17 protein-coding genes and 1 pseudogene are annotated in these 14,475 nt (G+C 24.8%); 16 read left to right on the top strand and 2 right to left on the bottom strand.

The features are described 5' to 3' along the window. Positions 1 to 42: 42 nt before the first annotated feature. The 5 genes and pseudogenes from BUB01_RS14045 to BUB01_RS14025 all read left to right on the top strand — a co-directional run bounded on the left by BUB01_RS14045 (position 43) and on the right by BUB01_RS14025 (position 3,250). Complete coding sequence (locus tag BUB01_RS14045; protein ID WP_072989056.1) at positions 43 to 291, top strand: hypothetical protein; 249 nt, start codon at positions 43 to 45, stop codon at positions 289 to 291. Positions 292 to 321: 30 nt separating this feature from the next. Further along, entirely contained in the window at positions 322 to 804 is a 483-nt protein-coding gene (locus BUB01_RS14040; RefSeq protein ID WP_072989053.1) for an Imm63 family immunity protein, read from the top strand. A gap of 91 nt (positions 805 to 895) precedes the next feature. Continuing rightward, positions 896 to 1,180, top strand: a pseudogene (locus BUB01_RS14035) (FAD-dependent oxidoreductase); the annotation flags it as partial. 374 nt (positions 1,181 to 1,554) lie between these two features. Beyond that, complete coding sequence (locus BUB01_RS14030; RefSeq protein WP_072989050.1) at positions 1,555 to 1,806, top strand: TIGR04076 family protein; 252 nt, start codon at positions 1,555 to 1,557, stop codon at positions 1,804 to 1,806. 907 nt (positions 1,807 to 2,713) lie between these two features. Then, positions 2,714 to 3,250: an RNA polymerase sigma factor gene (locus BUB01_RS14025; RefSeq protein WP_072989048.1), complete on the top strand. Its 537-nt coding sequence runs from the start codon at positions 2,714 to 2,716 to the stop codon at positions 3,248 to 3,250. A 224-nt stretch (positions 3,251 to 3,474) separates the two neighbouring features. On the opposite strand, the gene BUB01_RS14020 is transcribed toward BUB01_RS14025, so the two are convergent. Continuing rightward, positions 3,475 to 4,143 carry a YopT-type cysteine protease domain-containing protein gene (locus tag BUB01_RS14020; RefSeq protein WP_072989045.1) on the bottom strand — a complete coding sequence of 223 codons (669 nt, stop codon included), beginning with the start codon at positions 4,141 to 4,143 and terminating at the stop codon, positions 3,475 to 3,477. Between the two features lie 36 nt (positions 4,144 to 4,179). Continuing rightward, positions 4,180 to 5,007, bottom strand: a complete 828-nt coding sequence (locus BUB01_RS14015) for a hypothetical protein (protein WP_072989041.1) — start codon at positions 5,005 to 5,007, stop codon at positions 4,180 to 4,182. Positions 5,008 to 5,256: 249 nt separating this feature from the next. Here BUB01_RS14015 and BUB01_RS14010 point away from each other — a divergent pair, with 249 nt between their 5' ends. From BUB01_RS14010 to BUB01_RS13960, 11 genes are all read left to right on the top strand, one after another. Further along, entirely contained in the window at positions 5,257 to 5,454 is a 198-nt protein-coding gene (locus tag BUB01_RS14010) for an MBL fold metallo-hydrolase (protein WP_072989038.1), read from the top strand. A gap of 321 nt (positions 5,455 to 5,775) precedes the next feature. Further along, entirely contained in the window at positions 5,776 to 6,534 is a 759-nt protein-coding gene (locus BUB01_RS14005) for a PHP domain-containing protein (RefSeq protein WP_143152501.1), read from the top strand. Between the two features lie 80 nt (positions 6,535 to 6,614). Then, a complete protein-coding gene (locus BUB01_RS14000) occupies positions 6,615 to 7,337 on the top strand; it encodes a zinc dependent phospholipase C family protein (RefSeq protein WP_072989034.1) in 723 nt (240 codons plus the stop codon). Between the two features lie 200 nt (positions 7,338 to 7,537). Beyond that, positions 7,538 to 8,245: a hypothetical protein gene (locus tag BUB01_RS13995; protein WP_072989031.1), complete on the top strand. Its 708-nt coding sequence runs from the start codon at positions 7,538 to 7,540 to the stop codon at positions 8,243 to 8,245. 267 nt (positions 8,246 to 8,512) lie between these two features. Continuing rightward, positions 8,513 to 8,851 carry a hypothetical protein gene (locus tag BUB01_RS13990; protein ID WP_072989028.1) on the top strand — a complete coding sequence of 113 codons (339 nt, stop codon included), beginning with the start codon at positions 8,513 to 8,515 and terminating at the stop codon, positions 8,849 to 8,851. Between the two features lie 366 nt (positions 8,852 to 9,217). After that, positions 9,218 to 9,952, top strand: coding sequence for a DUF1361 domain-containing protein (locus BUB01_RS13985; RefSeq protein ID WP_159433251.1), 735 nt, complete (start codon positions 9,218 to 9,220; stop codon positions 9,950 to 9,952). Positions 9,953 to 10,156: 204 nt separating this feature from the next. Beyond that, on the top strand, positions 10,157 to 10,411 hold the full coding sequence (locus BUB01_RS13980) for a hypothetical protein (RefSeq protein WP_072989023.1): 255 nt from the start codon (positions 10,157 to 10,159) through the stop codon (positions 10,409 to 10,411). A gap of 264 nt (positions 10,412 to 10,675) precedes the next feature. Beyond that, positions 10,676 to 11,362: a response regulator transcription factor gene (locus BUB01_RS13975; protein ID WP_072989019.1), complete on the top strand. Its 687-nt coding sequence runs from the start codon at positions 10,676 to 10,678 to the stop codon at positions 11,360 to 11,362. Further along, a complete protein-coding gene (locus BUB01_RS13970; protein WP_072989016.1) occupies positions 11,363 to 12,730 on the top strand; it encodes a sensor histidine kinase in 1,368 nt (455 codons plus the stop codon). A 17-nt stretch (positions 12,731 to 12,747) separates the two neighbouring features. Then, a complete protein-coding gene (lgt, locus tag BUB01_RS13965; protein WP_072989011.1) occupies positions 12,748 to 13,578 on the top strand; it encodes a prolipoprotein diacylglyceryl transferase in 831 nt (276 codons plus the stop codon). 188 nt (positions 13,579 to 13,766) lie between these two features. Beyond that, positions 13,767 to 14,261 (top strand): DsrE/DsrF/DrsH-like family protein, encoded by a 495-nt coding sequence (locus BUB01_RS13960; protein ID WP_072989008.1) that lies wholly within the window; start codon positions 13,767 to 13,769, stop codon positions 14,259 to 14,261. Positions 14,262 to 14,475: the final 214 nt, after the last annotated feature.

The following is a 14,475-nucleotide window of genomic DNA, read 5'->3' as shown; positions in this document are numbered from 1 at the left end:
AAAATAAACAAGTTTTTTGTTAATTTAAAAGGAGTAAATAAGATGCCTACATTTATTGAAGTATACAATAAACTATTTGAAAAGGGTAGTGGAAAAGCTATTTCAAGTAGAGGTACTGAGTATAGAATTGAAGCAAGAGATGGAAAAATACTAGCTTTCCCAAAAAGGGGTAGGGTGGTTATCCACGAGGATTGTTGGGGTAAAGATATTACATGCCAGGGAACAAGAGCAGGTGGGATTTATAATGGAAAATATTCAATATATGATTGGTATAAAGACAATATAAGATAATATTAAGCTATATTGTTAAAAGGAGTTTAAATGATTAATAGAGACATAATTTATAATGAATTAAAAGAAATTGCCAAAAAAAATAATATTGAAGATTTTCAAAGTATTTGTTGTGGCCGTGGGTTAGATTGCGGAGAGCTCTGCATCGAATATAACTATGGTAAATATATACTTTTTGCTTATGACAGAGGAAATGAAAGTTTCCATTATGAAACAGATGACATTGCTGAATTTAAATATACTGTATTTCAACATATATGTACTCATAATGGGTTTAATTATGAAGTGAAACAGCGGAAAAATAATGATAGTATATCCCGTGATAATGATAATCTAATGTCAGATCATAGAAAAATAGCTTTTGAATATGCACTTCATCAATTAAATAAAATTAGTTCAATATGGATGGAAAGAGCTATTCCAGAGTATGAAAAACTTTTAAACCTATGGCGTAAAAGTAAAGATGTATATTTCAATAGGGATACTATGGAATTTGAAGTGAAAGGTGACTAACATTTCTAATTATCAATATAATCATTACAATAATAAAATGAAAATCGTAATAAATACCTTTTATAAAGTTTGTTATTTGTTATGGCAACCAGAAGCTATATGTACAGGTACTTTAGCAGGTTATAATGCTGTGAGACAAGGGCTTGGAATGCCATCGTTAATACTTCCAAGATCTATAGCTGTTGGAGATATTATAGGTTATGCAAATGATAAAGTAGCATCAAGAGAAGGCAGAAAGACTAGGTATACTTTTGCAGGTTCTGAGTATTTTAAGAGGATGAAAGACAAGAATTTATATACTATAGATATAGAAGAAATAAATAAGAGAATAAATCAGTTGAATCTTGATAATATATTTAATATTTCACTAATGTAAAAATAATAGTGAGTTTATATGTTATTTGATATAAAAGGAATTATAAAATAATTAAATTATAAAGTTTGTTATTTATTATGTTATAAATAACAAACTTTATAGCTACTTAAAAGTAAGGAAATATTAAAATAATTTATTAAATAAGGTAATAGACATTCAGTAATTTTGAGTAGTTATTTTTGTTAGAGATTTAAAGAGACTAGAGTCTCATATTAATAAAATCTAGAAAAAGTAGCGAATAAGCATATGTTAGAATAGAAAAAATAACTTGATGTGGTTCAGTTAATACATATGTCACCAATGTAAATAGTTAAGAAATATAGACTATTTATAGATAACACTGAAGAATAATGATTTATAGGGGGCAAAAAGCAATGGCTAAGGTTAAGTTGACAGTAGTAGAAAGTAAGTGCAGGTGCGGATATTGTAAAAAAGGTGATAATTATATTGTAGATGACTTATGTCCACCAATTTGTCATGAACTATGGAATTATATGTATCCATTAGTATATGCATTGCAAAATGGTGCAAATTTGGACTACGGAGAAATTCGTTCTCCGCAGTTTGATGTAAAGTGTCCAGATGGTGGTAGAGTTTGGATTCATGGAGAACGTATTGAAAAATAAATTTAAATAAGTAAAGAATTTATAAAAATAGTATACGAGGCAAATAATATAAATCATGAGGAAGTAAATACTGGTATAAAAACAGTAAGTGGATATGACAAAAAATATAATTATACTATATAGTGTAATAAATCCATTACATCATAATTCAGTAATATATAAATTCGAGAATATAACATTTTGTTTAGTAGATGAACAAAGTTATCAAAAACTATAAATTCTTAGTTTAGAATATTTAAATTTTATAAAGCATTAAGAATAAATTATCAATTTAAAAATAAGAGTAGCCTATATCTTGAAATACAAAGTAAAACAAGGTATAGGCATTTTACTTTTTAATTGATAGATAACCCTTAAGTATTAGTAAGCTAATGAATTTTAACTTCCACTTAAATTTATTTCAACAGTACCAATGATTGACTTCCATATGACTTTATTAATTAAAGAGGATATTGTAACTTTTGATGTTTAAAACTATTCAAAGTCTATATTTAAAAAACAAAATAAAATTTTTTGATTATTTAATAATTGGTATTTTAAAATCTAAAAAAATAAATAAAGGGATTAAAGTTTTACTGTTATTTATCAAAAAATTATATAAAGATGATATATAGAGAAAATTAAAAAGTTAATAAGAAAATTATCCAATTAAATCTTAATAATATATTTAATATTGAACTTTTATAATTTATGTTACGGATTGCATTTATAATGTAATCCGTTTTTGTTTTTTATAAAAAGATTATAATATCAAGCATTCTTTATATTTTTATAAAAACCGCTAAAAATATTACATTAGGAACTTTCTTTCATATATATAAAATTTTACATGATAATATTTTACATTTATTCTAAAAAAATCGTCTTTAATTATTAGTCTATTTGTAACTGAAAGGAATTTAAGTGTATGAATGAAAGTTTATGTGAATTAATAGAAAGAGCTAAAGATGACGATAAGGACGCGCTTTATACAATTATCGAAAGATTTTATCCATCTATAAGAAAATTTAGTTCTAAATTAAATTATGATGAAGCAGAAACTGATTTAGTTATATTTTTTATATTATTATTACAAAAAATAAATTTATCAAATTTTAAGACTAGGAATGAGGGAATCATAGTTAATTATCTATACTCTTCTTTAAGAAATAAGTATATAGATATATATAGAAAGTTAAAAAAGAATAGATATACAACAACGGAATTAATAACCGATGTATTAACTGATAAAGCAAATTCAGCTTTTGACGAAAGTATACTTATGAAAATGGTGCTAGAAAATTTGTCAGAAAAAGAAAGGGTTGTAATAATAGAAATATACTATATGAATAATAAATATAAAGATATTGAAAGTAAACTAAATCTTTCAAGACAATCAATAAATAATATAAGAAATAAGGCTTTAAAAAAAATCAGAAACAGCTTAGAGATGAATTGGGAATAATATTAAGTTAAAAGATAATAATAATATTCTATTTATAATTAATAATGGAGCTATATTAAATAAATTTATATTATTGTATAAAAAAAGAGGAGTCATTTTCATTGAAAAATAATTTGTTTGAATAAAATAAAAAGTAAGCTGTATCAGTTTAATAAAATTTTCAATCTGATACAGCCCCAGGATATTATTTAATCACTGCTAATTTAAATTATTACTCGCTTAAATTAATCATGATAACTCCAAAGTATATAGCCACCATCAATAACATTGGCGCCGTACCCTAGTGTATTTATAGTAATTAATAAATCTTTTACATTAGAAGAAGTAGTTGCTTCAAACTCTCCTATATTAGGATCAAAGATATAAATATTTTTACTTTTTCCTATTAATGAATAAGGACGATGTATACCTATTGAATGACACCCTCTAGGTCCAGAAGCACTTAAAATATAAAAACGTGATTTTGAATTTAAAATATGCTCTGATATTTTAGCTGGTTCATTGATTATTCTATTTTCTGCAAAACCTTCTTGTGCTGAGGCAAGTACATCATCTTGAGAATATGCTAAACCAGCTTTCTTAAGCTTGTCAAGAGTTGCTTCATCAGGAGCAAACCGTGTGCTTAATTTTACGGCTCTTTGATATTCCTCTTGTACATTAACAGCTTGACTTAACAAAATATATTCTTCAGGCAGGTTTGTGACATTTTCACCTTTATCTTTCCAAAATTCTAAATTTTGCTTTTTTGCTTTAAGCCACATTATTACAAGAGCACGACAAACTCCATTCTTTATATTTATATCAGTATCTTTTGCAATTCTGCTTTGATCAAATTCATGAATTCCTTTACTACCACTAGCATTAATAGCATTACATATTATATTATAATTCATAATTATCACTCCCTTAAAATTGTTTAGTAATATGAATTAATTATTTTTTATAGAATTTAATTTAATTTCATAAGAATCTTTAATCTTTTCCATTTCATCTCTATATTTGTTTATCATGCTTGTAGTCATATCTAATCTTTTTTGTAAAAGATCCAATGTTTCTTGTGAGGTTGTTGGATCAACTAGTGCTTCATTGTATTTATCTTGAAGTGTATCCTGAGATGATTCTAATTTTGCGATTAATTGGGCATGTTTTTGAAAATATTCCATATTTTCTTCCACCATTGCTTTTCCAAATGAATAAATTAATTTAAAACTAAATACATTTTCAATAATGAATTCATTATTAAAAAAATCCTTTCTTTGAAATGAATCATTTAAACATAAAACATGAAGAGTTAAACCTGGAGCAAGTGATTGTGAAGATATTGTATATTGATAATTGGCTGATGCTGAATTTCTAAATGCATCCATAATATTTGTTATGAATGCTGTAGCTGCGTTTAATGCTAATAATTGAAAATCTGCGATACTTAAAATAGCTTTTGCAACTTCTTCAGTTTTTTGAATAGTTGTTCCTTTTGGACTAGAATCTCCTCCAAATACAGCTTTTGCTATACCTTTTATGGTTTCAGTAACTCCATCTAGTGAAAATTCACTTTTTTGACAATAATCATAATGTTCTCCATCCCCTAAAGGTTTTTTATCCCATTTGTTGCAAGAATAAAATTCATCTACCTTGCTTAAAAATTCATCAGTTTCAGACTTTGTCCTATTTTTTAAATTTGTTGTACATTGAGACATATAATTATTAAATTCTTGATTTTGATTAGCTAAATTATTAATTGAATTTGAGCGTCCCATTATTTTTCCTCCTAATTTAATTTAATATTATAGAATCTTCCGGATGATTTTCTATACACTAATATAATGACGAAGAAAATTTATTTATGTAAATTATAATTTCAAATTTTTATAAAATTTTATAATAACTTTTATAATTATTAGTTTATAAAACAAAATTTAATTTATATTACATTAAATTAAATATTAATAAGGAATTTTAGTTTACATATGTAAAAGTATTATAATTATTGTTGTTGTGAGGTTGAAATGTATTTGCCTGACTTTGTTTTTGAAAATGAACTATATTTTTCAGAGGATAAAATTAAATTATTTCACATACCAGGACATACAATAGATTTAATAAGTGTTTTAGATGAAGAAGATAATGTACTTTTAGTTGGAGATAATATTAGGAAAATTATTCTAAATGCATATTGTAAAAAAATGTCTATATTAATACTATGAAAAAGTATAAAGAAATGGACTTTGACATATGTGTATCAGGGTATAATAAGATTTTAAAAAAAGAAATTATAGAATAAATATTAAGTAAAGCCTGATTGTTTTGAGTATATTATTAAAAAAGGATTACATTATTAGTGAGATTTAACTTTATATATAAAAATATTAAATAATAAAGAAAAGTAATGTCAAGACTATTATTTGTAATACACTCATAATAAAAAGTTTCAATTAAGAATATTTATAAAGAATTTTTTCAACTTAATAGATAAGCTTGATAACTAGAGGGACAATTTAAAGACAATAGGATATGGAGGCGATAAAATGGGTTTTAATATTATTGCAGATTATCATACTCATACTAATCTAGGTAAGGGACATATTCCATTATTCAATATTGTTTTTGGTGATCATGCCAAAGGAAGCATTGAATCAAATGCTGTAGCTGGAATACAAAAAGGATTAAAAGAAATTGCTATAACAGATCACGGGTATAGACATATTGCTTTTGGAATGAAATCGTATCAATATAGAGAAATACGTAAATTAATTGATGATCTTAATAATACTTTAGTATTAAAGGAGAATAATTTTAAGATTCTTCTTGGTGTAGAATGTAATATAATTAGTAAAAATGGAGATATAGATGTTAATGATGAAATAATAGAATACCTAGATATAATTTGTGCTGGATATCATCGTGGAACTTTAAGTACTTCATTTATAAAGAAAAACTATACAGAAGCTGTAATTAATGCTATAAAAAGATATGATATCACTATATTAAATCATCCAGTAGAGCATGTTAATCCAGATATTATTGAAGTTGGAAAGGTGGCAGTTTGTAGAAATACTGCTTTTGAAATTAACAGATCTCATAAAAATATGGATATTGACACAATAAAAAGGTTAAAGAACTTAGGTGTTAAATTTTCACTAGGAAGTGACGCACATAAATCTAATGATGTAGGGTGTTTTGGTGAAGCATATAATATTGCAGAGGAGGCAGGTCTTACAAATGATGATATTATTAATGCATATGGAAGTGCACATAAGTCAATGAAATTATTAAAGCTAAAATAAACTTATATATTCTATGAATAATATTTACATTTATGTTTATAATAATTTAGAATATAAAGATATTGATAGGGATGGTAATTATGAGCATTATAGAAAAATCTTATTCATATGCATTTAAAAGTGCACTAAAAGCTGTAAATCCTATAAAAAAGAGAATAATGAAAGCTGAATGTAAGGTACATAAATTTATAAATAATCAATCTTTAATAATATTAAAAAATGATGGGTATATAGAAGCTTATAGCCTTATGAATTCATATATAAATGATATAAATGAAGGTGTAGTTTGGGCTGATCAGGATTTGAAAAGTAGTAATCATTTTTATAACCCTTACAATAACAAAGGGTTATATGGAAGTAGTGATGCAAAAAAAGAATGCATAAAGTATTACACCCAAGCATTAAATGAATATTTACATGGTGATATTAAAAATGCGATGTTCTATTTAGGTGCGGCTTGTCATTTGATTCAAGATTTGACAGTTCCACAGCATGCTAATGTTCACTTATTAAAAGATCATAAAAGTTATGAAAATTGGGTGATTAGAACTCATACTCTTTATGATGAGTTTAAAGTAAAAGAAGGTGGAATATATCTTGATTCCTTAAACTATTATATTGATTTTAATAGTAAAGAGGCAATTAATATATATAGAAAGCATCTGAATGTAAAAAATAAGCATGTTAGGTTTAAGCTAATTACTTCAATGGTTCTGACAATGGCTCAAGCCACTACTGCAGGTTTAATGTTTAAATTTTATAATGATATACAAAAAATAGATCCTAATATAATTATAGGATAAAGAATTCGTTTAAGAATATAGTGTAAGAGCCTGTGTTAGAGTGATTTTAATACAGTCTTCTTTTTTTGTTATTTATTTTAAATTTGCACATTATAATTAAGACAATTTCTTTAAAAATTAAACAATATGTTAATTGGAGAATATGTTATAATTTGTTTATGATAATAAAGTTTAATAAAACTAGCTTAAGGAGGAATGTTATGAAAATACCAATTGAGTGGAAAAAAATATTAGAAGAAAATTTAGATTTAAAAGAAATGTTTTTAGAACAAGAAAGCATTGACATGTATGGAGATGAACCAATACCAACATTTTTTCTTCACTATTTTAGACCTAATAAATATAAAAAGTTAGAAGAATTTTTTTCTCCATTTCCACATGGAAATGAAATGTATAATAAATTGAAAATGATTTATGATGTAACTGCAGATAACTATGAGAATGATGATGGATCAATATCTGGTTATTTTATTCCTAAACAAGATAAGACAATATCTAATATAGAATTACAAAAGATTGCGCTTAAATATGCAGAATCTATTAATGATATTTTGGGAGACTTAGATGAGACAAGTCTTATTAATTATGATAATCTTGAAATTAATATAATTAGTAGAAATGAATTTGACGAAAAATACGATTATGATGATATATTAGAGTGTGAGTTATATGACTTAAAGGGAGATTGGTTTATAGACTTGAAATCAGAAATTTCTAAAAATCCACTCACATTTTTTGCTGAACCTTTATACCATATTGCTTGTGATTATAATGTAGCAAGATATATCATGTGGCCATTAGCTGAGAAACATGATATGAACAATCCATTTGAAGCATATGTTACTTTATGGAAACATGGTTATGAACCATCTTTTGTAAATAACAAATTATTAATTTTAACATATTAATTTTATTAATAAATTTGTTGAGGTAAATAGTAAATTAAAATTATTAACGGATTATATAATATAATTCGTTAATTTGTTTTTATATTTAAATTTTAAAAATTTTAGTAATAAATATATAATTTTTCAACTTATTTAAGTTTTATAATTCATTATTCTTTTATTTTACTTAAATTACTTGCCACAATTTTGCGGAGATTTTTACATAGATAATAAGTTATATTAAGAACATAAAAATTAAAAAAACTATTTACGAAGGAGTAGATAAGTATGATAAAGAAAAAATTATTAACAATAGGAATAGGATTAGCAATATCTACAGGATGTTCTGTACAAGCTTTTGCTCTAGATAAAAACACTAACAAAGTGGATAATTATAAAGCAAAAGTTGAGTCAAAAATAAAAGATGCAATTAAAGCTAATGGATTAGCAAAACAAACTGCAGAATTACAAGCAAGAGCAGCTAAACTTGGGATCGATACTACTGGACTTACAAATGATCAAATAGCAGCAAAGATAAAAGATACTGTTAAAACTAATGATGTAAAAAAAGCAGGTACTTCAAAAACAAAAAATTTTAAAAAAGAAAAAAAGTTAAATAAATTATAAATATAAAAATTAATTAAAGGAAGCACTTCATTTGGTGCTTCCTTTAATTAATATATGGCTATATGTGAAAATTTTATAGTCACATAACTAACGATACCAGTACATTAGAATATTATAAACAAAATCAAAAGTATAATAATAAATTTTATACTCTTTTTACTTCTATTTTAATGGAATAATTTAATGGTTACTTACAAACAGTAACTTATATTATATGAATACAAAAATTACAAAACTAGGACAATGGAGGATAAGTTATTAATATAAATGTATATTTTTAATTGTATATATGATTCTAGTGATATTATTAAAATTTTTAAATTTAATATAAATAATTTATTTAAAAAACTAACGGAGGTAAATAATATGAATTTATCCAAAAGCGAAAAAGCATATAGGCACATTTTTGAAATTATAGGAATTTATTTATTTTTATCATTTTCAGGATGTGTAATGCTACTTTTCAGAAAGATTATATTTGGTAGCATAGGGTATAAATTTTTGATTTGGAATCTATTTCTTGCATGGATTCCTTTAATTTTTTCAATAATAATAGGATATACTTATGCATTTTACAAACAAAATATATTTAGAAAGATTTACTTATTAATTTTAGGTGTTGTTTGGGTTGTTTTTTATCCTAATTCGCCATATATAGTAACAGATTTTATTCATTTAAGTGGAATAGAATATTATTTTAGGAATCTAGGTTATAGTATGAATTTTATTCTATGGTATGATTTTATAATGATTGCATTATTTATTTTAACAGGTTTTTTACTTGGATTTATTTCTTTATATATGATACAAATGTTACTTATAGATAAATTTAATAAATGTATTGGATGGCTTTTTGTAGTGTTTATTATGTTCCTTAGTAGCTTTGGAATATATTTAGGAAGATTTGTACGTTGGAATAGTTGGGATATAGTGGTTAAACCAACAACAGTAATTAATAGTATTTTTGGAAGTTCCAAAAATTATGCTATAGAATTTACAATCTCTTTTGGATTTTTCTTAATACTGATATATTTTGCTCTTTATTATTTAACAAACATGAATCAATATAAAGTATTATTTCACAGGGTAAGGAACAAATAATAATATCAATATAAGAGAAAAAAAGTACTAAAATAAGAGGATATAAAATATTTAATGGCTAATTTTTTAATTATTCTAGGATATGTATTATTGAATTTTTAAAATAATTAAGTATAATAACTCTTCATAAAATCTTTATATAAATAGTATAGAATATAGTTAAAAATAATTATTTTTAAATTTGATAATGTTGGAGGAACAAATATGGATTACCATAAAACTAAAGTAAATAACAAACATAGTGGATTAAAACATATTTTACATATGATTCTTTGCTGTGGATTTCCTATGGTCATTATAGGATTTTTACCCCTTATAACAAAACTGAATCCTAGTGCTGGAGCAACAATAGCAAAAATATTACCATTTTTATGTCCAGTAATGATGTTTTTAATGGTTACAATGATGATTAGAAATAATAAAAAGAGTAGCTGTTGTGAAAGTAAATACAATGACTAAATTTACAAAAATCACTAAATAATGCAAGCTATACAAATCAGATTATAAAAAGTATTTTGTAATCTGGTTTATTATTTTAAAAAATATATATTGTAATATGTTTTCTATAATCTAATTTTGAAATTATTTTTAAGCTACTTTTTTTTGGATATTTAATTAAATATAGAATTTTGATTGCAACATATATATTTAGGATATTATACAAACTATACATTATATACAAAAATATAATTAGTTAGAATTTATAAGAAAGGAGGGGAGAAGGTGCATAATATTTTAATAATTGAAGATGAAGATAAGGTGTCAGAAGTATTGAAGGCATATTTAGAAAAAGAGGGCTATAAGATTTACTGCACTACTAGAGGATTAAAAGGGATTGAGATTATTAAAACAATTGAGTTTAAATTAATAATTCTTGATTTAATGCTTCCAGATATAACAGGAGAGGAAGTATGCAAAATAATAAGAGAAAAGTCTGATGTACATATATTCATCCTTACTGCGAAAGGTACATTAGATGAAAAAATAGAAGGATTAAATATTGGAGCTGATGAATATTTAGTAAAACCATTTAGTCCGAGAGAGTTGGTTGCAAGAGTTAATGCATTATTTAGAAGGGTATTAGCTAAAAATGATGAGTCAAATTTATATTTTGATGATGGTAATTTAGTGATTGATTATAATAAAAGGCTTGTAAAATTAAAAGGTGAAGAGATTTCATTTACCCCGAATGAATTTAATATATTATATTTTTTAGTAAAAAATAAAGGAAACGTGTTCTCAAGAGAAAAGCTTATAGATGAAGTGCTTGGTATGGACTTTGATGGATATGATAGAACTATTGATGTTCATATAAAAAATATACGTAAAAAAATAGAGAAAGACACTAAAAATCCTAAGTATATTATAACAGTGACAAAGGCAGGATATAAGTTTGGTGGTGAGATTTAAATGCAAACTATTAGAAAAAAGTTAAGTTTCTTGTTTGTTGTATGTTCTGTTTTATCAATATTATTAATAACAATGTTTGTAAATGTAACAATAAGCAAAAAGTTTAATGAATATATGATAGATATCCAAAATAAAAGATATGAAAGAATTGTAGATTATTTTGTAGAAGTTTATAAAAGAGATGGAAAGTGGAATAAGAATTCAGGTATTGAATTAATGCATGAGGCTTATATGGGAAACTATTGCTTAACATTACTTGATAAGAATAAAAATCTTATATGGGGAATGGATTCAAAGGATATTCAAAACAAAACACATTTAGATATGATGTTAGTAAAGGATAAAGGAGTCTATACCTCCAAAGTTTTTGAAATAAAAATTAATAGTAAGGTAGTTGGATACGTAGATATTGGGCAGTACTCATCTGTACTGTTATCAGAAGATGATATAAATTTTAAGGATTCAATAAATAAAAGTATAATTTTAAGTGGAGGATTAACTTTAATTATTGTTATTTTTATAAGTCTTTATTTTTCAAAGCAATTTTCAGTTCCTATTAAAGAAATTGCTAATATGTCAGTAAAGATATCAAGAGGAAAATTAGGGACTAAATTAGATAAAAAAAGTAATATTGAAGAATTAGAAGATTTAAGAATGAGTGTTAATGTATTATCTGAAAAATTAAAGCATCAGGATATGCTTAGAAAGAGATTAGTATCTGATATATCACATGAAATAAGAACTCCTTTAAATGTGCTTCAAAATAATTTAGAGGCTATGATAGATGGAGTTTTTGAAGTTTCAACAGATAGATTAATTTCTTTAAATGAAGAGGTAATTAGATTTGGAAGGCTATTAAATAATCTAAATGCATTAAAGGAATTTGAGTCAGAAAGTATAAAACTCAATTTTGAAGTCTTATATTTAGATGAATTAATACAAGGTATATGTGAAGATTTTTATATGATAGCTGAAAATAAAAATATAACTCTTAAGTGTACTAAACAATCTAATAAAGATTATAAGATAAATGCTGATAAAGATAAATTAAAGCAAGTATTTATAAATCTATTATCAAATGCATTTAAATTTACCAAGAGTAATGGCGAAATTCTAGTAAGTATAAGATCAAGTAATAAAAATATTATAGTAGAGGTTCTAGATAATGGTATAGGAATAAAGAAAGAAGATTTACCTTTTGTATTTGAAAGACTTTACAGGGGAGATAAAAGTAGAAATGAAATTGAAGGAAGCGGAATAGGATTAACTATTGTTAAAAATATATTGTTAATTCATTCAGCTACTATAGATGTAGAAAGCGAAGAAGGCGTAGGAACTAGATTTAAGATTTGTTTTAATAAAGATTAAGGAAGGGCAGATTTAAAATGAAGGAACTTTTTAGTATTGGACCAATTCATATATACTTTTTTGGAATTATGATTGCAGTAGCTATAATTATGGGAACTTTATTTGCAATAAAACAAGGTGAAAAAGTTGGTATTAGTGAAGATATTATTCTTAACCTAGTAATAATTGTAGTTATATCAGGAGTTATAGGAGCTAGATTATTTTATATATTATTTTATAATTTAACATTTTATCTTAATAACCCTTCCGAGATTATTAAGATAAATGAAGGAGGATTATCAATACATGGAGGTATTTTTTCAGCTATTTTAGTAGGATATATTTATTGTAGTAAGAGTAAAATATCTTTCCTTAAACTTGCAGATATAATAGCTATGGCTTTGCCATTAGCTCAGGGAATTGGTAGAGTAGGTTGTGATGTGTTTGGCAAACCTATGACAAATGTAATGATATGGGGAATTAATTACAATGGACAAGTACTACATCCTGCACAGGTGTATGAGTTTATTTTAGATTATATATTATTTATAATCCTATGGAAAAGGAGCTATAAGAAGAAATTTCAAGGAGAATTATTTCTTATCTACTTAATTGCATTCTCAATAATAAGAGGGATAGTTGAGTTTTTTAGAATAAATCCTGGTATAGGGGGACCATTTTCAATTTCACATTTATTAAGTCTAGGTTTAATCATTATTGGATTGATTGCTTATAAACTAATTTTTAGTAAAAGTAAAGAAAAGGTCGATATCTTTAGAGAGGATGAAATAAAATTAAGTAATTTAATATTTTATTTAATTGTTTTGATACTTATATCTACAATTATATTTTATTTGGTACAAGGGTAATTTATAATATTCTTGTATAAATTGTTTATTTATAGATTTTGATTTTTTCTTAATATAATTGCTATGACCAATTTAAATATTTCTTTATTTTAATTTATTACACGAAATGTAGTATAAAATTATAAATAGAACTTAAGCTACATAATGTAATTAGTTTTTGTATAAAATAAACTTTAGAGGTGATTAGGTTGAGTGATAGCAGTGTAAAAGGAAAAAGATTAAATTTACTTCTTTTTAGTGGAGAATATGATAAGGCATTAGCTGCATTAACTATTGCAAATGCAGCAAGAGAACTGGATGTTGAGGTAACTATATTTTGTGCTTTTTGGGGGTTATTCATTTTAAGAAATCCAGAAAAAATGACATTAGAAGATAAAACAGCATATGAAAAAATGTTTAGTTCAATAACTCCAAAGGGACCAGAAGAACTCCCTTTATCAAAAATGAATATGGCTAATATAGGTAAATCAATGCTTGAGAAGATGATGGAAAATGCGGAAGCCCCAAAGCTTATAGATTTTTTAAAAGGTGCAAGAAAAAAAGGAGTTAAATTTTATGGATGCAAAATGTCTGTAGAAGTTATGGGATTTAAAAAAGAAGAGTTTATTCCAGAACTTGAAATTATAACCGCTACAGATTATTTAAAAAATGCATTAAATTCAGACATGCAATTATTTGTATAAGGTAAAAGCTCTTTGAAATTTACAAAGAAGAGAAGTTTGTATTTAAGTCCAAAGTATTTGTAAAGGAGTGGTTTACTACTAATAGACTTGAAGATAGTAGTTGAATGCTTTGAAAAACAAGTAAAGATAATATGGTGATGAAAAAGATATAGATTAAATAATAAAAATAGATAATATAAAAAAGTAAAAATCCACTTGAAATTATTATATATAT

Origin of the sequence: Clostridium cavendishii DSM 21758 (genome assembly GCF_900141845.1) — a bacterium.
GTDB classification, from domain to species: Bacteria; Bacillota; Clostridia; order Clostridiales; family Clostridiaceae; genus Clostridium_AG; species Clostridium_AG cavendishii.
The sequence above is the reverse complement of the archived record's forward strand: the minus strand, read 5'-3'. Positions and strand labels throughout refer to the sequence as shown.